Genomic DNA, 21,094 nt, shown 5'->3' on the forward strand with positions numbered 1-21,094 from the left:
CTACCGCCGCCCGTCCGCCCGTACGCCGTGCCGCACCGGCCCGCGAGTCCGTCAGGTCAGTACGTATGCCCCACGTGTGCGAGGGCCTGCTTCAGCAAGACCCCGTGCCCACCGGGCATTTCGCTCTGCACGGCGGGGGAGGCCGCCTCCTGCGGACTGAACCAGACCAGGTCGAGCGCGTCCTGCCGGGGCCGGCAGTCGCCGGTCACGGGCACGATGTAGGCGAGGGACACGGCGTGCTGGCGGGGATCGTGGTACGAGGTGATGCCCGCGGTGGGGAAGTACTCCGCGACGGTGAAGGGCTGGAGGGAGGCCGGGACGCGCGGCAGCGCGACCGGGCCGAGGTCCTTCTCCAGGTGCCGCAGCAGCGCGTCACGGATCCGCTCGTGGTGCAGGACACGGCCGGACACCAGGTTCCTGCTGACCGTTCCGTCCGGACCGATGCGCAGCAGCAGTCCGATGCTCGTGACTTCGCCGCTGTCGTCCACGCGCACGGGCACGGCTTCGACGTACAGGATCGGCATCCGGGCCCTGGCCATTTCCAGCTCGTCCGTGGGCAGCCAGCCGGGCGTGGTTTCGGTCATATCAGCCATCGCTTGATCATACTTTCCGAAGGGGCCGCCCGCAGGCAGCACGCCCCGACTCGGCCACGTCCGACCCGGCGGCCGGCCTCGTTTCCCGGTTTCCCCGGCTTTCCCTGGCTCTCCCCGGATTTCCCCGGCTTTATCCGGCCCGGATCGGACGGCGCCCGACGGACCGGCGCCGCGGCGGTGCCCACGGTCCGGCTTCGCCGACCGGCCGAACTCCACCCGGATCAGGGCATCTCGATGAGTCCGGTTGAAACGGACTCAAACCTACCTGACGGATCCGCTCGTGACGAAGCCTCCGAGGAGACCCCGGACCGCGCACGCCACCGGGGCCGCGGACCGCCGGAACGGGCCGGATGACCGCACCGGCCGCCAGGCCGTGCGGGCGACGCTGTTGACAAGGTCGGCGGCCCGTGCGACAACAAGGTCACACCCCTGAGGTCGTCCTTTGACTCTGCCGCCGGAGTCCGCGCTACGGGAAGTTCCGCCCGGGCCGAAAGCCCCGCGAAGTACACCCCGCCGCGACCCGGCCCCGCAGCCGTACGACTCATCCCACCTGACCCATGACGATCGGACCCGGACTCGATGCTCACCCCTGCAACCCGTGTGCCCGGCCGGACCTGGACGGTCCGGCTCACCGGCCACGCCGACCACACCGCCTCCGTCACCTGCAGCACCGAAGCCTGCCGCATGCCGCCCCGGTCCCGGGACACCGCCGCCCTGAAGCGGTTCGCCGCCGAACACGCCAAGGCGCACGCGCGGCTGGCCACACCCCGCCCGCACGCGGCATGCGCCTGCGGGGCCAGGCAGTGCGCCCTCCACGAGGACCGCGTCCACTGCTCCGGCGCCACGCTCCTGGTCCTGGTGCACAACGCCGCGGTGGGGCAGGTCTGGACCCTCGCCGAGGTGTGCCAGGCCTGCGCACCGCTGATCCCGCACATGTCCGTCGTCGGCCGTGCGCAGAGCCCTGCGGCTCCGGCCGGCGCAGCCGTGATCCCGGCACCCGCCACGGGCCGGCCGGCCCCGGTCGCGGTGCCCGGCGGCTTCTCCTCCCCCGCGGCCGGCGGCGACGAGCCCCCGGCCCGGCGTCGCCCTCGACGAGCCGTACGCCCCCGCCGAACCCCCTGACCGCCACCGCTCGCCCGGCCACGGCGGCCGGACCCCCGGCCGCACCGCCCCGGCCGGTACGCCGGTGTGGCCCGCTCCGGTGCCCCGTCGCGGGTGGCACAGTGGGGGTATGTGCGGCCGCTACGCCTCGACCCGGTCCCCGGAGGACCTCTCCGGCCTCTTCGACGCACGCCCCGAGCCCGGTCAGGACGTACCGGGCCCGTCCTGGAACGTGGCTCCGACCGACCCGGTGTGGGCGGTGCTGGAGCGCGCCGACCGGGAGACGGGCGAGGTGGTACGGCAGCTGAGGCCGGTGCGGTGGGGGCTGGTGCCGTCGTGGGCGAAGGACCCGTCCGTGGGCTCCCGGATGATCAACGCGCGGGTGGAGACGGTGCACGAGAAGCCTGCCTTCCGGCGGGCCTTCGGACGGCGCCGGTGCCTGCTGCCCGCGGACGGCTTCTACGAGTGGGTGGCCGTTCCCGCGACCGCGGGGACCAAGGCGTACAAGCAGCCGTACTTCATCCGCCCCGAGGACCGGGGCGTCATGGCCATGGCCGGCCTGTACGCGTTCTGGCGCGATCCGGCCGTGGCCGACGACGAGGATCCCGCGGCCTGGCTGACGAGCGCCACCATCATCACCACCGAGGCCACCGACGCGGCCGGACGCATCCATCCCCGCATGCCGCTGGCCCTCGCCCCCGGCGACTACGCCGACTGGCTGGACCCGGCCCACGACAACGCCGCCGGCCTGCGGGCCCTCCTCCACGCACCGGCCGACGGCCGCCTGACCGCCACCGCCGTCACCACGGCCGTCAACAACGTCCGCAACAACGGCCCCCACCTGCTCGACCCCCTGCCGGCCTGAGCGCGCCCGGCCGGCCCAAGAGTCACCGGGCCGCGAGCGCGGGTCCCCGAGCGCCCGGTCCACGAGCCCGGTCAGGCAGGCGTGAAGACGTCCTCGAGCGCGTCGTCGAGGACGAACCCGTTGTCGAGGCGGACCCGGACGGTCCGTTGCGGCTTCCGCCCCTGGTGGGCGATCCACTCCGGTTCCAGCGAGCCGACCTGCTCCTCCAGCTGCTTCCTGCTCCCCGGGGGCATCTGGTGACCGAAGTCGTCCAGGAGCGACTTGAGCCGTACGTACTCCCGCACCTCCCGGCCCGGCTCCTGTTCCTGATGCCCGTGCACCCGCTCCACGGTGCCCTCGGTGCCCGCCGCCAGGGACAGGGACCCGACGACGACACCGGGCTCCGCCGCGGAGTCCCCGGCCGGGGTGAGAGAACCGGCCAGGCGGAGATCCGCCGCCAGCCGCACCCGGTGACCCTCTTCCAACGTCATTGATCCATCTCTCCGGTCGGTCAGGCCGCGACCGCACATCGGGGCGGGGCGGGGCAGGCAGGTCATGCCATTATTCCGCCCCGCGGGCGCGCGGGTCCGAGGGCACCGGCAGCGACGCCCGCAGGGCGACCTCCAGCTCGAACCGGGCTCCGGGCGCCAGCAGCCCGTCCCCGAACAGTTCCCGCACCCGGCGCAGCCGCTGGCGGGCGGTCTGCGCATGGACCCGCAGGCGCGCCGCGACCTCCGGAGCGGTGCCGTGGTCGGACTGCAGCCAGGCGAGCAGGGTCGCCGAAAGCCGCGCGCGCTGCTTCGCGGACAGCCCGGCCAGGGGTGCGAGCCGCCGCTCCGCGATCAGCGCGACGAGCGGACGGTCGGCGAGGAGCAGCAGATCGGCCAGCCGGTCGCGGCAGTCCACCGGCCCGGCGGACCGCCCGGGGGAGTGGGTGCGCAGGGTGCGGGCCCAGTGCAGCGACCGCGCCGCCCACTGCCAGGGCACCGGCGGGCCGATCACCGCACTCCTGCCCCGCAGCGCCGCCAGGACCTGACGGTCGCGGAGGAACAACTCCCCTTCGGGGAGCAGGAGGTGCGCCTCGGGCGGCTCGAAGTCGGCGAGGACCGCATCCGGCAGCCGCGGCGGCCGGGGCCGGCCGTCCGGCAGCGGGTCCAGCGCGACACACACCACCCGCTCCGGCAGAGCCCAGTCGGCCGCCTCGGCCGCGTGCCGGACCTCGTCCTCCGACGCCCCGTCCAGCAGGGCCCGCAGCAGGTGGTGCCGCGCGCGGCCCAGCACACCCGCGCGGTCGGTCCGCGCGTCGACGAACCCCTGCACACTGGCCGCGGCGATCTCGTCGATGTGCGCGAACACCGCCTCCGCGAGCGTCACCAGCGGCTCGGGCCCGAGCCCGTGACGCCGTGCCACCCGTGCGTACCGCCGCCAGGCGACCCGGGCGCCGAGCCGGTACGCGGCCTGGAGCGCGTCCAGGCTGCGGCCCTCGGTGAGCTCCCCGCGGCCGAGCGAACGGTAGACCCGCAGCCGCTCGGGATCGAGTCCGCCGGCGTTCTCGACCCGGTCGGCGAACTCCGCCAGCGCGGTCTCCACCCCTTTCTGGATTCCCGCCCCGAATTGGCCCGAGAGAGGGCGTGAGAATTCCGGTATGGCGGCCCTGATCTCCCTGATGATCTCGGCGGCGAGGCTTTTCTCCTCGGCCCTCAGTTCTTTCGAGAAATGTCGCGGAAGGGTTCCCCAAGGTCCAGGCACAGCAGGGAGTATCCGGTGAAGTTACCGGCGAGTCAATGCTCCTGACATGCGGATCGCCGACTCGTTCGCGGCTCCGTACCCCGCGGAACGCTCACGGCGGTGACAGTTTCGCCATCGGCGTCCGGAAAATCATGGCACGTGGACAGAGGATTTACCGGTGCCTTGTCCGGTGCATTGACGGGGCTGTCGCACCCCGCCTAGCTTCGGCTCCCGTCCGCCGGACACCGGGAATTCCGGCGGGAATCGGAAGGTGTGAATGATGCGATTGACGCGAGCACGGGCGCTCGCCGTCGCGGCGCTCACCGCGCTCGGCCTGCTGACCGCCGGAGCACAGCCGGCGGCCGCCACCCCCTCGCACCCGGTGGAGTACGGCTTCGCCGCCGGGTTCGTACGGGGGTTCGCCGACCCCGGCACGGCCCCACCCGGGGCCAACGACTGGTCCTGCCGCCCCGGCACCGCCCACCCCAATCCGGTCGTCCTGGTGCACGGCACGCTGGAGAACATGAACGACTACTGGCGCGGCGCGGCCCCGCTGCTCGCCAACGCCGGCTACTGCGTCTACACGTTCAACTACGGGGCGGCCGCCGGCTCCCCGGTCCAGGGAACCGGCCCCATGGCTGACTCGGCCCGCCAGTTGTCCGCCTTCGTCGACAGGGTCCTCGCCGCCACCGGGGCCCCCGAGGCAGACCTGGTCGGGCACTCCCAGGGAGGCGGGCTCCTTCCCCGCTACTACCTGAAGAACCTCGGCGGGGCCGCCAAGGTCGGCAAGCTCGTCGGCATCGCCCCCAACAACCACGGCACCACCCTGTCCGGCATCACCGAACTCGGCCGCACGCTGCACCTCCTGGAGCCCGCGAACGAACTCCTCGACAGCACCTGCGCGGCCTGCGTCGAGCAGGAGGTCGGCTCCCGCTTCCTCGCCGAGCTCAACGAGGGCGGCATGACCGTACCGGGAGTGCAGTACACGGTCATCGCCACCCGGTACGACGAGGTGGTCACCCCGTACGCCAACGCCTTCCTGCCGGCCGGACCGCACGTCACCAACATCACCGTGCAGGACCGGTGCGCGCTCGACGCCACCGACCACCTGGAGATCGGCTACGACCCCGTCGCCCTGACCCACGTGCTCAATGCACTCGATCCCGCCCACCCGCGCGGGATCCCGTGCCAGGTGGTCCTGCCGCTCTTCGGCCCGCTCCTCTGACCCACCCCCGTCCGGCCCGCCCGGCGCGCCCCTCCCCGCGCGCCGGGCGCCATCACGCGGTACGCGGCTCAGCCCGCCGCGCCGCGCAGGCGCGCCGCGTCCCGGCTCGGCGGCGTACCGAACCGGCGGCGGTACTCGCGGCTGAACTGCGACGGGCTGTCGTACCCGACGCGGTGGGCGACGCCGGTGACATCACCGGGACGGGAGGCGAGCAGGAGGCGGGCCTCCTGGAGCCGGATCTGCTTCTGGAAGCGGATCGGGCTCATCGAGGTCACCGCCTGGAAGTTGCGGTAGAAGGCGGACTCGCTCATGCCGGACAGCCGGGCCAGATCCCCGACCCGGAACGGCTCCGCGTAGTGCCGCCGGATCCAGGCCACCGCCCTGGCGACCTGACTGAGGCCGCTGTCGGCCAGGCCGAGCTGACGTACCGCCGCCCCCTGCTCACCGGTCAGCAGCCGCCACAGGATCTCCCGCTTGACCAGGGGCGCGAGCACGGCCCGGTCACGGGGCTCGTCGAGCAGCCGCAGCAGCCGCACCACCGCGTCGAGCAGCGCCGCGGGCGCGTCGCAGACGGCGAGCGCCGGCACGGCGCCGCCGCCGGTGCGCGGGGCGTCCCCCGGGCCCGCGTGCAGCAGGAGCTCGGCGATGGCGGAGGGCTCCAGCACCAGCCCGAAGCCCAGCGCCGGACGGTCGGGGCCCACCCGCAGGAACTGGCCGGTGATCGGCAGGTCGACCGAGGCCACCAGGTACTGTCCGGGACCGTATTCCAGGATCCTGTCGCCCAGGGCCAGACGCTTGGTGCCCTGGGCGATGACGGCCAGCACGGTGCCGGTCATCGCGGGCTCCGGCGGGTCCGACCGCTCCACCCTCGACACGAGCACCCCGTCGACGGCGGTGGTCGCGTCCGGTCGCGCGTGCCGCGCCAGCAGCGTCCGCAACTCGTCCAGGTCGGGGCCGAGGTCCGTGTCCATGCCTCCCAGTGCAGCACACCACCTCGCCCGGGCCTCCCGGAAACGGGAGGATCGTGCAAGCCTCCGACCCGATCGTTCTAACGTTTCCCCAGCTCAGGGGCGTCCAATGGAGATACCGAATCCCTTCGGGCAACCCCAGTGGAGGATCATCATGAAGGTCGCCGTCGTCACCGGAGCCAGCTCCGGCATCGGACAGAGCGCCGCCGTCCGGATCGCCGGACGGGGCATCGGAGTCATCCTGACCTACGACCGCAACCGCCAGGGCGCCCTGGACACCGTGGCCGCGATCGAGAAGGCGGGCGGCACCGCCGTCGCCCTGCACCTGGAACTCGGCGACAGCGACGGCTTCGCGGACTTCCGCGACGCGGTGGCCGCCGCGCTCCACGACACCTGGGGCCGTGACACCTTCGACCACCTGGTCAACAACGCCGGATTCGCCCACTCCTCGCTCGTCGAGGACACGGCCGAGGAGGACTTCGACCGGCTGATGAGGGTGCTCCTCAAGGGCCCGTACTTCCTGACCCAGCGGCTCCTGCCGCTGATGGCCGAAGGCGGCGCCGTGGTCAACGTCAGCAGCAACTCGGCCACCGCCTCCGCCCCCGAACCCGGCTACTCCGCGTACGCCGCGATGAAGGGCGGCCTGAACGTGCTGACCCGGTACATGGCCAAGGAGTTCAGCCCCCGGGGCATCCGGGTCAACGCGATCTCACCCGGCGCCACCCGCACCCGGCTCTCCGACGACGCCTTCACCCGCTTCCCCGAGGTCATCCCGGAACTCGCCGCACGCGCCGCCTTCGGCCGGGTCGGCGAGCCCGACGACATCGGCGCGATGATCGCCACCCTGGTCGGTGACGAGAGCCGCTGGGTCACCGCCCAGAACATCGAGGTCTCCGGCGGGTACGGGCTGTAGAGGCCCGTGCGGGGGAGCGGGCGAGCGGGGTACGGCGCAGGGCCTACGGCCGCCCGCGGTGTGCCCCGGCCGCCTCCGCCAGCGCGGTGACGAACGCGGCGGCGTGGGGGTGGGGCCGGTTCCGGCGAGGGGCGGCCACCCCGATGTACCGGGCCGGGCGCGGGGGTTCGACGTCGATCACGGCGAGCCCGGGAGCCGGGTCCAGGGAGACCTTCGGCACCAGGGACACCCCGACCCCGGCCGCGACCAGGCTCTGGGCGAAGAAGTAGTCCGTGGTGGAGGCCGCCACACGGAGTTCGAAGCCGGCCCGCTCCGCGTGGCGGCGCAGGTACGCCTCCGTCTTCAGACAGCCCAGCACCCACCGCTCCCCGGCCAGTTCGCCGAGCCCGACCCCGACGCGCCCGGCCAGACGGTGCCCGCGGGGCAGGACGACCGACAGCGGATCGTCCATCAGCGGGGTCCAGTCGATGCCCGGCCGCTCGCCCGGCCGGACCGGCAGCGGCCCGTCGAACCGGTAGGCGAGCGCGAGGTCGGCCTCGCCGCGCCGGACCATCGGCAGTGCCGTCTCCGGTTCGCTCTCCCGCACGGTCAGCTCCACCTCCGGGTGGACGGCCACGAACCGGGCCAGGGCTCCGGGCAGCAGGAAACGGCCGCCACTGGTGAAGGTGGCGACGGTCAGCCGGGGCCGCTCGGCACCCAGCCGGTCGATCTGCCGGCGCACGTGGTCGAGTTCGGCCGAGATCGTCTCGGCGGCCTCCACCAGCAGCCGGCCGGGTTCGGTCAGGGTCACCCCGCGGCTGCTGCGGATCGCCACCGGATGGCCCAGGGAGCGCTCCAGCACCGCGATGTGCTGGGAGACGGCCGAGGGCGTGAGCAGGAGTGCCGCGGCGGCCCGGTTGAAGCTGCCGTGTTCGGCGACGGCCCGCAGGACGCGCAGCCGCTGCACGTCGATCATCAGTTTTCCTTCATACCCGTTCAGTCTGTGGTCAGTTCTGCCGGTGACGTTATCGCGGCAGAGTCGAGGCATGCGAAACGTATGTGTGATCGGCGGAAGCCGGTACTTCGGCAGGCACGTGGTCGAGCTGCTCCGCGAGGCGGGGACGGAGGTGACGGTGGTGAACCGCGGTTCGGCGCCCGTCCCGGAGGGGGTGACGCACGTGGTCGCCGACCGGGACGACGCGCGGCAACTGCGGGCGGCACTCGGCTCCCGGACCTTCGACGCGGTCATCGACCAGGTCTGTTACACCCCCGGGCAGGCCGCCGTCGCCCGTGAGGTCTTCGCCGGCCGGACCGGACGCTATGTGATGACCTCGACGATGGAGGTCTACGACCCGGCGACCTTCCCGGCGGTCTTCCCGGCGGCCTTCCCGAGCCTCCCCGCCCCCGCCGACGGGGTCCCGCTCACCGAGGGCGCCCTCGACCCGGTGGGCCGGCCCGTACCCGGTGTCCCGGCCGGCACCGACGGAGCCACGGCGTACGCGGAGGGCAAGCGGCAGGCCGAGAGCGTGCTGCTGACCGATCCGGCCTTCCCCACCGCCGTCGTGCGCACCGCCCACGTCCTGGGCGGGGGCCGGGCCGACTTCACCGGACGGCTGTCGTACTACGTCGACCGGATCTCCGCCGGCGAGCCGGTCCTTGCGCACCGGCCCGCGTACCCGACCTCCTTCGTCCACCACCGGGAGATCGCGGAGTTCCTGCACTGGACGGCCCGCGCCTCGTTCACCGGACCGGTCAACGCCTGCTCCCACGGCGCGCTGACCGTCACCGGCCTGAGCGAGCTCGTGGGCGACCGCACCGGACGCCGCCCCCGCTACCGGCCGGTGGACCCCGGGCTCGCCGCATCGCCCTTCTCCTACGACCGCTCCTACCCCATGGACAACGGGCGGGCGACGAGCCTCGGCTTCGCGTTCACCCACGTCACCGACTGGCTGCCGCACGCCGTCGGCGAGGCCCTCGCCGACCGCCCGACCGCCGCGCCGGCTCCGTAGGTCAGGCCAGGAAGGGGGCGACCAGCTCGGCGAACGCCTCCGGAGTGAGCACCTCGACGCCGAGCTCGGCGGCCTTGACCGCCTTCGAACTCGGCTTGCCGCCCGCCGAAGGCGCGGCGACCAGGATCGACGTCCTGGCGCTGACGGAGCTGCCCGCGCGCCCGCCGGCCCTCTCGATCAGCGCGTTCATCTCGGACCGGCCGAAGCCCTCAAGAGGACCGGCCATCTTGCCGGTGACCACGACGACCTTGCCGTCCAGCGGCCCCGCCCCGCCCTCCGCGGCCGCCGGGCCGTCGGGCTCGGTCATGTTGACGCCCGCCGCGACCAGTTTGTCGATGACCGGGGCCAGGGCCGCGAGCTGCTCGACGACGACCGGGGCCTTCTCCGGCCCGATCCCCTCCACGTCCTGCATCGCCGGCGCGTCGGCCGCGCGGATCGCGTCCATCGTGCCGAAGTGCCGGGCGATGCGGCGGGACATGCTGCGCCCCGTGCCGAGCACGCCCAGCGCGCAGAAGACACGGCTGAGGGGGCGCGACTTGGCGGCGGTGATCTGCTCGGCGAGCCTCACGCCCCGCTTGGCACTGCCGGACGCCGCGGTCAGCTGCTCCACCGTGAGGGTGAAGAGGTCGGCGACGTCCGTGACGGCGCCGGAATCGACCAGGGCCGCCACGTACGTCCTGCCGAGCCCGTCGATGTCGAGCATCTCGCGCCCGGCGGCGTACTCGATCAGCGCGGGCAGCGCGCACGAGGTGCCCTGGGCGCACCGCCACCGCTCCTGGGTCTTGTCGATCTCGCCACCGCAGCGGGGGCACGCCTCGGGCAGCGGCACCGGCGCCGCCCCCGCCGGCCGGAGGCGGACCACGGCCGCCTGGACGCGCGGGATGATGTCCCCCGCCTTGTACACCGTCACGGTGTCGCCGAGGTGCAGGTCCCGCCGCCGGATGTCGGCGGGGTTGTGCAGGGTGGCCCGGGTGACGGTGGAGCCGTCTATCGCGACCGGAGCGAGGATCGCGGTCGGGGCGAGGACCCCCGTGCGGCCGACCTCCCACACGACCTCCTCCAGCACGGTCTGCCGTTCGACCGCGGGCAGCTTGACCGCGATCGCCCAGTGCGGGAACCGGCTGCCGAACCCGGCCGCCTCCTGCTCGGCCGTGTCGTTCAGCTTGACGACCACGCCGTCGATGCCGACGGGAAGCTCCGCGCGCATCCCGGCGATCGCGTCGATCCGCTGCTGGGCCTCGCCGAGGCCGGCCACGAGGTGGAGCCCGGCGGGGGAGTCCGCGGTGGTCCGCACGCCGGCCGCGGCCACGGCGGCGAGTGCCTGCGCATGCGTGGCTCCGGCGGGCAGGAACGGTACGCCGTCCAGTTCCACGGCGCCGTAGGCCCAGAACGTCATGCGGAGCCGGTAGGGCCGGTCCTTCGCCCGCAGCGTGCCCGCCGTGCCGTTGCGGGGGTTGGCGAAGACCTGCGCACCGTGTGCGGTGCGGACCTCGTTCGCCGTCTCGAACTGCTCCTGGGTGAAGGCCACCTCCCCGCGGACCTCCACGGTGACCGCGCCCGTCAGCTGCTCGGGCAGGCCGTCGATCTGCCCGATGACGTGACTGACGTCCTCACCGTGGCTGCCGTCGCCACGGGTGACGATCTGCACGAGCCGGCCGTCGCGGTAGCGCGCGGCCACGGCGGCGCCGTCTATCTTCGGCTCGACGGTGAACCCGCCCTCCGGTGCGCGGCCCAGCCGGCGCTCGACGGAAGCCCCCCACGCCAGCAGCCCCGCGGCGTCGAAGACGTTGTCCAGACTGAGCAGGCGGGTGGTGTGCGCGACGTCTCCGGCCGGGGCGGCGCCGTCGGCGACCAGGCCGGTGGGGGAGTCGGCGGCGACCTCGGAGGGGTTGGCCCTCTCCCAGTCCAGGACGGCCAGCCGGAGCCGGTCGTAGGAGGCGTCGTCCAGGTCGCTGTCCCCGTCGCCGTAGTACGCCGCGGAGGCCTCGCGCAGCCGCTGCAGCGCGGCCTCGTACTCGGTGCGACCGGACAGGGCGGACCGGGCGGACACGCCGCTGGACAGGCTGGACTGCGCCTCATCGGCGGAAAGAATCGTCATGCGCTGATCTTCTCGCGGGGCACTGACAACGGACCCGTCACGGGACCAGCACGATCTTGCCCGTGACCGTGCCGGACTCCGCCAGACGCAGTGCCTCGGCGGCCCGGTCCAGCGGGAGCCGGGCCGCGATGCGGGCGACGACCTCGCCGCGGCCGACGGCGGCGAAGACCTCGGTGAGGTCGGCCCGCAGGCGGGCGCGGAAGGCTGCCTTGTTCAGGGCGCGGCCGGCCCAGATGTTGTAGAAGGAGGCCCGGCGGCCGTTGGGGAGGGCGTTCCACACCAGGGTGCGGGCGAGGATCTTCAGCACGGGCAGCTGCTTGGAGCCGTTGTCGTCGCGGGTGGAGGCGCTCCCGTAGGCGACGAGGGTGCCGCCGGCGGCGAGCAGCCTCCAGGAGTCGGTCACGCTGCGGCCGCCCAGGTGGTCGAAGACCGCGTCCAGGCCGCCTGGCGCGAGCTCCCGGACCCGCTCGGCGACGTTTCCGGCGCGGTAGTCGACCGGGAGGACACCCAGCTCCCGGAGGGCGTCGTGGTGCCGGGCCGAAGCCGTGCCGATCACCGTCGCACCCGCCGCCCGGGCCAGCTGGGCCAGGACCGAACCCACGCCGCCGCTCGCGCCGTGCACCAGGACGGTCTGCCCGGCGCGCACCCGGGCGGTGCGGTGGAGCATCTGCCAGGCGGTGATGCCGTTGACGACGACGGTCTCCGCTTCGGCCGCGGGGAGGCCCTCCGGTACCGGGACCAGGTCACCGGCGTCGACGACGACGTGGCTGGCCCAGCCGCCGACCTTCACCAGCGCGGCCACCCGCTGCCCGACCAGGCCCTCCTCGACGCCCTCCCCGGCCGATACGACCGTGCCCACCAGGTCGTAACCGGGCACGAAGGGGAACGGCGGCTGGTCGTAATAGCGCCCGCGGCGCATCTGCTGCTCGGCGAAGGAGACCCCGGTCGCCTCCATGGCGACCACGACCTGCCCGCGGCCCGCGGCCGGCACGGTCCCGCGCCGGACCTGGAGGCCCTCCGGCGCCACGATCCCCGGCAGTACGACCTCGACGAGACCTTCGTTCCCCATGACCCAACCTTTCGCTAGAACCAATCGCTTGAGTTAGAAGCTATAACCACCGGTCGTAAGAGTCAAGAAGAAAAGTGATAGCCTCTAACTGTCGATCGAGCAGACCGGGCAGATCGAGCAGACCGGGCTGATCCGGTGATCGGCCCGATCGATCCCCCTCTGCGGAGCAGGAAGGCAGGCCGTGGCCGAGACGGATCCGAGGACCCCGCGCGAGCGGTACCGCGCCCAGGTGCGGGACGAGATCAAGAAGCACGCCCGGTCGCAGATCGGCACCGCCGGCGCGTCCGCCCTCTCCCTCAACGCGATCGCGAAGCAGATGGGCATGAGCGGTCCCGCCCTCTACCGGTACTTCGCCAACCGCGACGAGCTCATCACCGCGCTCGTCAGCGACGCCTACCGCAGCCTCGCCGACGCCTTCCGCGACCGCGCCGCAGCGGGCGCCGCGGACCTCCCCGGCCTCGCCGAGGAGCTGCGCCGGTGGACCCTGGAAGACCCCCAGCGGTACTTCCTGGTCTACGGCACGCCCGTCCCCGGCTACCGGGCGCCAGACGAGACCGTTCGCATCGCCTCCGAGATCATGGACGTCCTGCTGGACGCCTGCGCCGCCGCGGAGGCCGCACCCGGCGCCGCGGAGGCCGCACCCGGCGCCGCGGAGGCCGCGCCCGGTGCCGCCGAACCCCTCGAAGCGCATCTCGCCGAACACCGGGCCTGGGCGGGCGAACACCCCGCTCCCGCACCGGCGCTCCGCCGGGCCCTCGTCTTCTGGACCCGCCTGCACGGCGTCCTGTCCCTCGAACTCGCGGGCCATTTCACCGGTATGGGATTCGACCCCGCCCGCCTCTACGCCGCCGAGGCGGCGACCCAGCAGCCCACTTGGCGCGGAACGCCAGACGCATGATCATGTAGGCATGTCCGATCACCTGTCACCCGACGCGCCGGCCCCGGAGCGGCTCACGCGCTACACGAAGACGGAACAGAGCGAAATCCTCGGCGACGGCGACGATCCGTTCGGCGTCGCGCACACCGGCCTGACGTGGCTCCCCAAGGAGGATCACTTCGGCATCAGGCTCGGCGGCCGCCTCGTGGCGCATGCCGGCCTGCTCCGCCTGCCCCTGTCGATCGGGGGTGTGGAGTCCGAGGTGATGGGCGTAGGGGGAGTGGCCGTCTCGCCCGCCCTGCGGGGGCACGGCCTTGCGCGGCTCGTCATATCGGCGGCCCTGGACCATGCGCGCACACTGGGCCCGCGGCACGGGCTCCTCTTCTGCAGGCCTCCCCTCGTGCCCTTCTACGAGCGGCTCGGCTGGCAGGCCCTCGACCAGGAGGTCCACGTCGAGCAGCACGACGGGCCCGTGCCGATGCCCCTGCGGACCATGTGGACACCGCTGCACGACGGCGCGACCTGGCCGCCCGGCCGGGTGCGCCTGCGTTCCTTCCCCATGTAGGTCAGTGGCGCAGGCGCGCGTTGAGCCGCGCGGCCTGACGGGTCAGGTAATCGCGCTCGGCCAGGTTGGGCGCCTTCCCGGCCGCCTCGGCGTACAGCCGCGCCGCCGACGCCAGGTCGCCGTCCCGCTCGTGGAGGTACGCCGCCACCGCGGCACGGCGGGGCAGGGAGTCGTCCAGTGCCGCGAGCGCCGCGAGCCCGGCGCGGGGTCCGTCGGCCTCGCCCACGGCGACCGCGCGGTTGAGCCGGACGACGGGGCTGCCGGTCAGGCGTACGAGCTCGTCGTACCACTCGACGATCTGCACCCAGTCGGTCTCCCCGGCGGTGGGCGCATCGGCATGGAGCGCCGCGATCGCGGCCTGGGCCTGGAACTCGCCGAGCCGGTCGCGGGCGAGCGCGGCCTGCAGGATCTCGACGCCTTCGGCGATCAGCCCCGTGTCCCACCGGCCGCGGTCCTGTTCGGCGAGCGGCACCAGGCTGCCGTCGGGCGCGGTCCGGGAGGCGCGCCGGGCGTGGTGGAGCAGCATGAGGGCGAGCAGCCCCGCCGCTTCGGGGTGGTCGGTCATGGCCGCGAGCTGCCGGGTGAGCCGGATGGCCTCGGCGGCGAGGTCGACGTCGCCGGAGTAGCCCTCGTTGAAGACCAGGTAGAGGACCCGCAGCACGGTGGCGACGTCGCCGGGCCGGTCGAACCGCACGCCGGAGACGGTCCGCTTGGCCCGGCTGATGCGCTGGGCCATGGTCGCCTCGGGCACCAGGTACGCCCGCGCGATCTGACGGGTGGTCAGCCCGCCGACGGCGCGCAGCGTGAGCGCGACCGCGGACGACGGCGTCAGCGACGGGTGGGCGCACAGGAAGTACAGCCGGAGCGTGTCGTCCGTCGTGGCCGCGGGACCGGGCCCCGGTTCCCGGTCGACGAGCTCCTCACGCCGGCGGCGGGCGGTGTCCGCCCGGGCCGCGTCGAGGAACCGGCGCCAGGCGACGGCGACCAGCCACCCCTTCGGGTCCCGCACGGGACCCTCCCCGCCCGAACGGCCCGGCGAACGGCCCGGCGAAGCGCCCGTCGAAGGGCTTGCGGGCCAGGCGCGGACCGCTTCGAGCAGCGCCTCCTGAACGGCGTCCTCGGCCGCCGCGAAGTCGGCTCCGCGGCGGACGAGGATCGCGATCACGCTCGGGGTGAGGCTCCTCAGCAGGGCCTCGTCCATCGCGGACGTCACTCCGTGATCACGGGCGGCGTGCTCAGGAACGGGCGCAGTTCGAGCCACTCGTGGATCGGCTTGCCGCCCGCTCCGGGGGCCGCCGACAGCTCCCCGGCCAGCTCGATCGCGCGCTCGTACGTGTCGACGTCGATCACCATCCAGCCCGCGATGAGGTCCTTGGTCTCGGCGAACGGGCCGTCGGTGACCGGCGGGCGCCCCTCCCCGTCGTACCGGACGAAGGTCCCCTCGGGGGCGAGCGCCTGACCGTCCACGAACTCGCCGGTCTTCTCGAGCCGCGCCGCGAAGTCGTTCATGTACTGCACGTGCGCCGAGATCTCCTCCGGCGTCCACTGGTCCATGGGTACGTCGTTGACCGCGGCCGGAGCGCCGCGGTAGTGCTTGAGCAGCAGGTACTTGGCCATGGTGGTTCTCCTCGGTCCTGTGCGGCCCATTCTGGCCGCGTTCACCCCGGGGACGGAGCGGGCCGCGGATTCTCGACATCTCCGCCGGAATCTCCGCCGGAATCTTTTCGCCGGATGCACGACGGGACGGCCGAACCCGGGTGCCGCACGGAGCGTAGCGCCTCGGCGACCGCTGGCGACAACGGCCGGCTGCCGGACCGCGGCGGCACCGTCGTGCGGTCAGTCGGCGCCCGTCGCCGCGAGAACCGCCCCGCCGTGGAAACGCCGGTAGACGGGAGTCCCGGCCGGCCGGCCCGGGTGCCGCCCGAACGGCACCCGGGCCGGCCCGCCGGCGTCCCGCAGGTCCGCCAGCAGCGCACCCTCCGGCAGCCGGGAGCCGGCGTCCACGAGCACCGGATCCTCCGACCCGCGCGCCTCCGCGACGGTCATGACCTCCGCGGTCGCGGGCTCGGCCGCACGTGCCACGGCCTCCGGCCCGTCCTCGGGGAACTCCTCGCCGGCATCGGCGAAATCACCGGACCACCAGTTCAGGAACGCGGTGGCGAAGTCCTCGAAGTGCTCCTTGCTCCCCGAGGCGCACCGCACCACCTCCGCCACGCTCACCAGCCAGTGCTGGAACGACGGCGCGACCAACTCGGCGCCGTGGCCCTCCCGGAACGCGAAGACCGGCCCCCACGCCCCCGTCCCGGGGTCGATGTCCACGTAGTAGGTCTCGGCCTGCGCGTTGGTGTGCACGATCCGGAACGAACCCCGCTCACCGCACCGCCACCCCTGTCCGCCGCCGCCGGCATCACTGGGGTACGCGGCGCCGAACACGTCGTACGCGCCCACGTGGAGCAGCCCGACCCGGCGCGAGATCTCCCGGACCGGACCGGGCACCGGAACACCCCAGCCATCCATCTCCGCATCGCTCAGGCCCTCACCGAGCCATACGCCCTGCTCGGCGTCCGCGGCCTCCCGCAACGCCCGCACCACGTCCCGCCACGAGGGGGTTTCGCCGTTCCACATCATCCACGGAGCTTCCCATACGCCACCCACAGGGCGGGCGGCAGCGGCCGTCCGGCCACCATCCCGCCGCGCGAAGGGTTTCCGGGCACCGGATGCGGTGGGCTGCGGGTGGGGCCACGATGGGTTGAGGCGTGACCTCGTCAGGGTGGGGTGAGGAGGCTCCCCGGTGGGCTTTGACCGGCTGCCGACCAGGTGGCTCTTCTCGGGTGCTGAGGAAGCCCTTCTGTCCGCAGTGGCGGGGGCATCGTCCGCCGATGTGCTGGAGCAGGCCCGCGAGTACGGGATCCTCCGGGACATCCTGGACGGGACCTCCGCCGCGGTGGCCGTGCTGGATGAACGATTGCGCTACCTGTACGTCAATGCCGCCATGGGCCGGATGGGCGGGGTGCCGGCCGAGGCGTTCCTGGGCCGGACCATGACCGAGGTACTGCCGGACCTCCACCGCTCCGACGAGATCCTGCGCATGGTCCTCACAGACGGGCAGCCCCGGGCACTGGCGGTCACGGGCAGCACGCGCGCGTTTTCACCGTTCAGGCGCAGACAGTGGAGTGCGGTCTACCACCGGCTGGAGGACAAAGGGCGAGTGCTCGGCCTGTGCGGCATCGGAGTGGAGGTCAGCGGGCTGCGCCAGTACATGGACGATCTGGAGAAGGCCCACCAGCGGCTTGCGCTGCTGGACACCGCGACCACCCGAGTCGGCACCACTCTCGGCGTGGACAAGACCTGTGCCGAATTGGCCGAGTTCGTCACGCCGAGCCTGGCGGACGCCGCTGCGGTCGATGTCATCGAAGACGAATCGCCCGGGACGCCGTTGCCGGAGCCGGGCATGCTGCGCATACGCATCGCCGCCGTCGCCGGGGACCCGGACATGCTTCGGCGCCTGGAGCAGATCGGAAGAATCGGGGAGGACGTCGACGTACCGCGCGGCTCGCCGCTGCGCCACTGTCTCCAGACCGGCCGGCCGTGGCTAGGCAACCTCGCCACCGACGAAGTGCTCCGCAAGATGACCACCAGGCGCGAGGACATTGCGATCTTGCGTGCCGCCGGAATCCACTCCGCCCTCGTCATCCCGCTGCCGACCCGGGAGCACCCGGTCGGTGCCCTGTTCCTGGCCCGGTCCGGGAAGTCCGAGCCCTTCACGCATGACGACGTGGTGGTGGCGCAGGACCTGGCGGCCCGGGCGGCCGTCGCCATCGACAACGCCCGCCAGTACACCCTTGAGCACACCATGGCCCTGGAACTCCAGCGCGCCCTGCTGTCGGAGCCGGAAGGCCCCCACCCGGACATCGAGGTGGCCTCCCGCTACCTGCCCGCCGGCCGTAGCGCACTGGTCGGCGGCGACTGGTTCGACTCGATCGCCCTGCCTGAAGGTCGCACGCTCCAGGCCATGGGCGACGTGATGGGCCACGGCTTCACCGCGGCAGTCGCCATGAGCCAGTACCGCTCCCTGCTGCGCAGCCTGTCCGTCTCCGGCACATCGGTCGAAGGACTCCTCAACGAGGCCGACCACCGGGTCGCCAGCGTCGGACTGGACCGGTTCGCCACCTGCCTGCTGGCCCTTGTCGACCCCCGTCGCGGCACCTGCACGATGTCAAGTGCGGGCCACCTGCCCCCGGCACTGCTGCGCAGCGGAGCCCGCACCGAGCTGCTGGCGGTACCGACCGGTCCGCCGCTCGGCACCGAACTGGGAGGCTACGAGGCGCTGACCTTCCCGATCCCTCCCGGAGCGGTCCTGCTCCTCTACACCGACGGCCTGATCGAGCAGCGCAACGCGGACATCGACGCCTCGCTCAGGCGGCTTACGGAGCTGCGCCTGGACGTGGACGGGCCCCTCGATGACATCCTCGACACCCTCCTCAGGCACCTGGTGCCCGGCGTTGCCGAAGACGACGTTGCCCTACTGGCCACGCGCGTCCACACGCCTGGCTGACTGTTCCGGAGGGGCCGGACCGGTTGGCGGCGGTGAAGCCGGCGCCGCGATCACCGCGCGTCAGCATCAGGGAGGGCCCCGAGGGCACGCCGGGCCTCCAGCCACACGCGCTCGAATTCCTCCGCCTCGATCCCACCGAAGTGCCTTGATCCCGCCCAAGCCGTGAGCCTGCCCTCGGCGATCACACCGTAGCGCTGCTGGTAGCGGTCCATCGTGTCGATGTCCGAACGCTCCTGAAACCGCAGCACCTCCTCCAGGGAGGCAGCGGTCACCGGAGTGCCGTCACCGCCCCGCAGCTCCACCTGCCGCATCACCCACCCTTCCTCGTCGCCCTCGAAGTACTGCCACAGGTCTCGGTCTTCGTCGTACACGCGGATCCACACCGGCATGCAGCCAGGCTTGCGCAGCCTTCGGGCCGGAACGAGCTCACACGCCGCATCCGGCGTTGACGGTGCCCCGATCGGCCGTTGCCGCGGTTCTGACGGATCGTTGGGCAGAAGAGCGGCGATGGGCACAGCCCAGGTGGCGGGCCGACGGCGAGGGGCGAGGAAGCCGGGACGGCCCGGGATCCGGGCCGCGGTGGGTGCTCCGGGAGCCGAACGGGGAGCCACCCACAGGAACACCGGGTGGATCCAGGCGGACTTCAACGGACGTGACACGGCCGCGCCGCAGGTCTCGCCGTGCTGTCCGGTGTCCTCCACCTAAGGCCCTCCCTATGCGTGCCTTAAGCGGAACCTAAGACTCGCGCCGGCCGCCCGAAATCGAACCTCTGTCCCTTTCGGGGCGGCTAGCGTGCTGCCGCATCCAACTCACCGGTAACCAGAGGCAGGCACGCGATGGGCAGCACGAACGGGCACCGCCGCAGGGCGGGTACCAAGGCGAAGGCAATCGGCGGAGTCGCGCTCGCGGTCGTGATCGGCGGCACCGCCGTCGTGTTCAGCGGCACCGCACAGGCCGCCGCGGTCGGCGCCGTCTACACCAAGTCAAGCTCCTGGAACGGTGGTTACACTGGCCAGTACGTCATCACCAACCGCACCGGGCAGGCGCGGTCCGACTGGACCCTCCAGTTCGACCTGCCCGCCGGAGCGAAGATCGACTCCCTCTGGAACGGCACCCACACGGTCGAAGGACGGCGCGTCACCGTGAAGCCCGCGGCGTGGAACCGCGAGCTCGCGGCAGGAGCCTCCGTCACCGTGGGCTTCGTGATGAGCGGTGCCGGCAGTCCGGGCGACCCGACGGCCTGCCGGATCGACGGAGTGAAGTGCTCGGCGGAACAGGGAGCGACCCCGCTTCCGACCGGCCGGCCCACCGTCACCCCCACGGTGACCCCGACGGCGCGCCCGACTGCCACCGGCACGCCCACCACCCGGCCCACCCGGACCCCGTCGCCGACCGCCACCGCCACACGCCCGCCGACCACCGGCACCCCCACCGGCGGAGCACGCTTCGCCCCGTACGTGGACACCTCCCTGTACCCCGCATACGACCTCCTCGACACCGCCGCCAAGACCGGCGTGAAGGAGTTCCACCTCGCCTTCATCACCGCGGGCGGAGGCTGCACGCCCCTGTGGGGAGGCGTGACCGACCTCGCCGACGACAAGGTCGCCGCCCAGATCGGCGCGCTGCGCGCGCAGGGCGGTGACGTACGGGTCTCCTTCGGTGGCGCCGCCGGCCGCGAGCTGGCCCTGAACTGCGCGACCGCCGACGATCTGGCAGCCGCGTACGGCAAGGTCATCGACCGGTACCGGCTGACCAAGGTCGACTTCGACATCGAGGGCGCCGCCCTGCCCGACACCGCCGCCAACAGCCGCCGCGCCCAGGCCATCGCCAGGCTGCAGAAGTCGCACCCCGGGCTGGACGTGGCGTTCACCCTCCCCGTGATGCCGGAGGGCCTGACGCAGCCGGGTGTCGCACTCCTGGCCGGCGCGAAGCAGGCAGGTGTGCGCATCGACGGCGTCAACATCATGGCCATGGACTACGGCCCCGCGTACAGCGGGGACATGGGCCAGTACGCGATCCAGGCGGCCACGGCCACCCAGGCGCAGATCAAGGGGGCGCTGGGCCTCTCCGAGGCGGCCGCCTGGAAGACGGTGGCCGTCACACCGATGATCGGCGTCAACGACGTCGCGAGCGAGGTCTTCACCGTCTCCGACGCCGACCAGCTCGTGGCCTTCGCGAAGTCGAAGGGCATCGGCCGGCTGGCGATGTGGTCCGCGACCCGCGACCGGCAGTGCGCGGCGGGTGCGGTCAACCACGCCGACCCGACCTGCAGTTCCGTACTGCAGCAGCCGCTGGCCTTCACGAAGGCGTTCGCCGCGCTCCGCTAGGTCGTGTCCGCAAAGTATCGCCGGCCGCCCGGAGGGCGGGCCCCGCGGCGTCTGGTGCCGTGCATCGCAAGGCGGAGGGCCGCCTGTGTACTGGACGTACTCGGGCGTGCCCGACAACGCAGCGAGGTGCGGTGCCAGACGTCGTGGGGCAGGCGAGACTTTGCGGACACGGCCTAGCGACGGTGCCACCTCCGGGCGCCGCCGTACGGCCGGGTACGGCGGCGCCGGCCACCCTCCCCCCGC

The 21,094-nt window shown here is 73.0% G+C and carries 20 protein-coding genes; 9 read left to right on the forward strand and 11 right to left on the reverse strand.

The window, feature by feature from the left end; genetic code table 11:
* Window positions 1-56: 56 nt before the first annotated feature.
* Window positions 57-584 (reverse strand): NUDIX hydrolase family protein, encoded by a 528-nt coding sequence (locus ACGFQ9_RS22540; RefSeq protein WP_393576011.1) that lies wholly within the window; start codon window positions 582-584, stop codon window positions 57-59.
* A 588-nt stretch (window positions 585-1,172) separates the two neighbouring features.
* On the opposite strand from ACGFQ9_RS22540, the gene ACGFQ9_RS22545 reads away from it, so the two are divergent.
* Together ACGFQ9_RS22545 and ACGFQ9_RS22550 are read left to right on the forward strand one after the other, a co-directional pair.
* Complete coding sequence (locus tag ACGFQ9_RS22545; protein ID WP_393575938.1) at window positions 1,173-1,715, forward strand: hypothetical protein; 543 nt, start codon at window positions 1,173-1,175, stop codon at window positions 1,713-1,715.
* A 109-nt stretch (window positions 1,716-1,824) separates the two neighbouring features.
* Entirely contained in the window at window positions 1,825-2,559 is a 735-nt protein-coding gene (locus tag ACGFQ9_RS22550; protein WP_393575940.1) for an SOS response-associated peptidase, read from the forward strand.
* Between the two features lie 71 nt (window positions 2,560-2,630).
* On the opposite strand, the gene ACGFQ9_RS22555 is transcribed toward ACGFQ9_RS22550, so the two are convergent.
* Window positions 2,631-3,029, reverse strand: coding sequence for a hypothetical protein (locus ACGFQ9_RS22555; RefSeq protein WP_393575942.1), 399 nt, complete (start codon window positions 3,027-3,029; stop codon window positions 2,631-2,633).
* Window positions 3,030-3,099: 70 nt separating this feature from the next.
* The gene (locus ACGFQ9_RS22560; RefSeq protein WP_393575943.1) at window positions 3,100-4,128 is read right to left on the reverse strand and encodes a helix-turn-helix domain-containing protein; all 1,029 of its coding nucleotides are present in this window, start codon (window positions 4,126-4,128) and stop codon (window positions 3,100-3,102) included.
* Window positions 4,129-4,546: 418 nt separating this feature from the next.
* On the opposite strand from ACGFQ9_RS22560, the gene ACGFQ9_RS22565 reads away from it, so the two are divergent.
* Window positions 4,547-5,491, forward strand: a complete 945-nt coding sequence (locus ACGFQ9_RS22565) for an esterase/lipase family protein (RefSeq protein ID WP_393575945.1) — start codon at window positions 4,547-4,549, stop codon at window positions 5,489-5,491.
* 68 nt (window positions 5,492-5,559) lie between these two features.
* Here the strand turns inward: ACGFQ9_RS22565 and ACGFQ9_RS22570 are convergent, their stop codons facing one another.
* Entirely contained in the window at window positions 5,560-6,462 is a 903-nt protein-coding gene (locus ACGFQ9_RS22570; protein ID WP_393575947.1) for an AraC family transcriptional regulator N-terminal domain-containing protein, read from the reverse strand.
* A gap of 151 nt (window positions 6,463-6,613) precedes the next feature.
* Here ACGFQ9_RS22570 and ACGFQ9_RS22575 point away from each other — a divergent pair, with 151 nt between their 5' ends.
* Complete coding sequence (locus tag ACGFQ9_RS22575; protein WP_393575948.1) at window positions 6,614-7,372, forward strand: SDR family NAD(P)-dependent oxidoreductase; 759 nt, start codon at window positions 6,614-6,616, stop codon at window positions 7,370-7,372.
* A 43-nt stretch (window positions 7,373-7,415) separates the two neighbouring features.
* Here the strand turns inward: ACGFQ9_RS22575 and ACGFQ9_RS22580 are convergent, their stop codons facing one another.
* Entirely contained in the window at window positions 7,416-8,327 is a 912-nt protein-coding gene (locus ACGFQ9_RS22580; protein WP_393575950.1) for a LysR family transcriptional regulator, read from the reverse strand.
* A gap of 70 nt (window positions 8,328-8,397) precedes the next feature.
* Between ACGFQ9_RS22580 and ACGFQ9_RS22585 the strand changes: the two genes are divergently transcribed.
* Window positions 8,398-9,360: an NAD-dependent epimerase/dehydratase family protein gene (locus ACGFQ9_RS22585; protein ID WP_393575952.1), complete on the forward strand. Its 963-nt coding sequence runs from the start codon at window positions 8,398-8,400 to the stop codon at window positions 9,358-9,360.
* A gap of 1 nt (window position 9,361) precedes the next feature.
* Here the strand turns inward: ACGFQ9_RS22585 and ligA are convergent, their stop codons facing one another.
* Together ligA and ACGFQ9_RS22595 are read right to left on the reverse strand one after the other, a co-directional pair.
* Window positions 9,362-11,458, reverse strand: a complete 2,097-nt coding sequence (gene ligA, locus ACGFQ9_RS22590) for an NAD-dependent DNA ligase LigA (protein WP_393575954.1) — start codon at window positions 11,456-11,458, stop codon at window positions 9,362-9,364.
* 37 nt (window positions 11,459-11,495) lie between these two features.
* Entirely contained in the window at window positions 11,496-12,527 is a 1,032-nt protein-coding gene (locus tag ACGFQ9_RS22595; protein WP_393575956.1) for a medium chain dehydrogenase/reductase family protein, read from the reverse strand.
* A 181-nt stretch (window positions 12,528-12,708) separates the two neighbouring features.
* On the opposite strand from ACGFQ9_RS22595, the gene ACGFQ9_RS22600 reads away from it, so the two are divergent.
* Both ACGFQ9_RS22600 and ACGFQ9_RS22605 read left to right on the forward strand, forming a co-directional pair.
* A complete protein-coding gene (locus ACGFQ9_RS22600) occupies window positions 12,709-13,425 on the forward strand; it encodes a TetR/AcrR family transcriptional regulator (RefSeq protein WP_393575957.1) in 717 nt (238 codons plus the stop codon).
* A 10-nt stretch (window positions 13,426-13,435) separates the two neighbouring features.
* Window positions 13,436-13,969 (forward strand): GNAT family N-acetyltransferase, encoded by a 534-nt coding sequence (locus ACGFQ9_RS22605; protein ID WP_393575958.1) that lies wholly within the window; start codon window positions 13,436-13,438, stop codon window positions 13,967-13,969.
* A gap of 1 nt (window position 13,970) precedes the next feature.
* On the opposite strand, the gene ACGFQ9_RS22610 is transcribed toward ACGFQ9_RS22605, so the two are convergent.
* The 3 genes from ACGFQ9_RS22610 to ACGFQ9_RS22620 form a co-directional block, all read right to left on the reverse strand.
* Complete coding sequence (locus ACGFQ9_RS22610; RefSeq protein ID WP_393575960.1) at window positions 13,971-15,170, reverse strand: RNA polymerase sigma factor; 1,200 nt, start codon at window positions 15,168-15,170, stop codon at window positions 13,971-13,973.
* A gap of 8 nt (window positions 15,171-15,178) precedes the next feature.
* Window positions 15,179-15,586 (reverse strand): YciI family protein, encoded by a 408-nt coding sequence (locus ACGFQ9_RS22615; protein ID WP_393575961.1) that lies wholly within the window; start codon window positions 15,584-15,586, stop codon window positions 15,179-15,181.
* 219 nt (window positions 15,587-15,805) lie between these two features.
* Window positions 15,806-16,597 carry a hypothetical protein gene (locus ACGFQ9_RS22620; protein ID WP_393575962.1) on the reverse strand — a complete coding sequence of 264 codons (792 nt, stop codon included), beginning with the start codon at window positions 16,595-16,597 and terminating at the stop codon, window positions 15,806-15,808.
* A gap of 163 nt (window positions 16,598-16,760) precedes the next feature.
* Here ACGFQ9_RS22620 and ACGFQ9_RS22625 point away from each other — a divergent pair, with 163 nt between their 5' ends.
* On the forward strand, window positions 16,761-18,524 hold the full coding sequence (locus ACGFQ9_RS22625; RefSeq protein WP_393575964.1) for a SpoIIE family protein phosphatase: 1,764 nt from the start codon (window positions 16,761-16,763) through the stop codon (window positions 18,522-18,524).
* A gap of 50 nt (window positions 18,525-18,574) precedes the next feature.
* Here the strand turns inward: ACGFQ9_RS22625 and ACGFQ9_RS22630 are convergent, their stop codons facing one another.
* Window positions 18,575-18,913 carry a hypothetical protein gene (locus ACGFQ9_RS22630; protein ID WP_393575965.1) on the reverse strand — a complete coding sequence of 113 codons (339 nt, stop codon included), beginning with the start codon at window positions 18,911-18,913 and terminating at the stop codon, window positions 18,575-18,577.
* A gap of 447 nt (window positions 18,914-19,360) precedes the next feature.
* Here ACGFQ9_RS22630 and ACGFQ9_RS22635 point away from each other — a divergent pair, with 447 nt between their 5' ends.
* Window positions 19,361-20,851, forward strand: coding sequence for a cellulose binding domain-containing protein (locus ACGFQ9_RS22635; RefSeq protein WP_393575967.1), 1,491 nt, complete (start codon window positions 19,361-19,363; stop codon window positions 20,849-20,851).
* Window positions 20,852-21,094 lie beyond the last annotated feature (243 nt).

It is taken from the genome of Streptomyces sp. NPDC048603, assembly GCF_043199475.1.
Classification (GTDB): domain Bacteria; phylum Actinomycetota; class Actinomycetes; order Streptomycetales; family Streptomycetaceae; genus Streptomyces.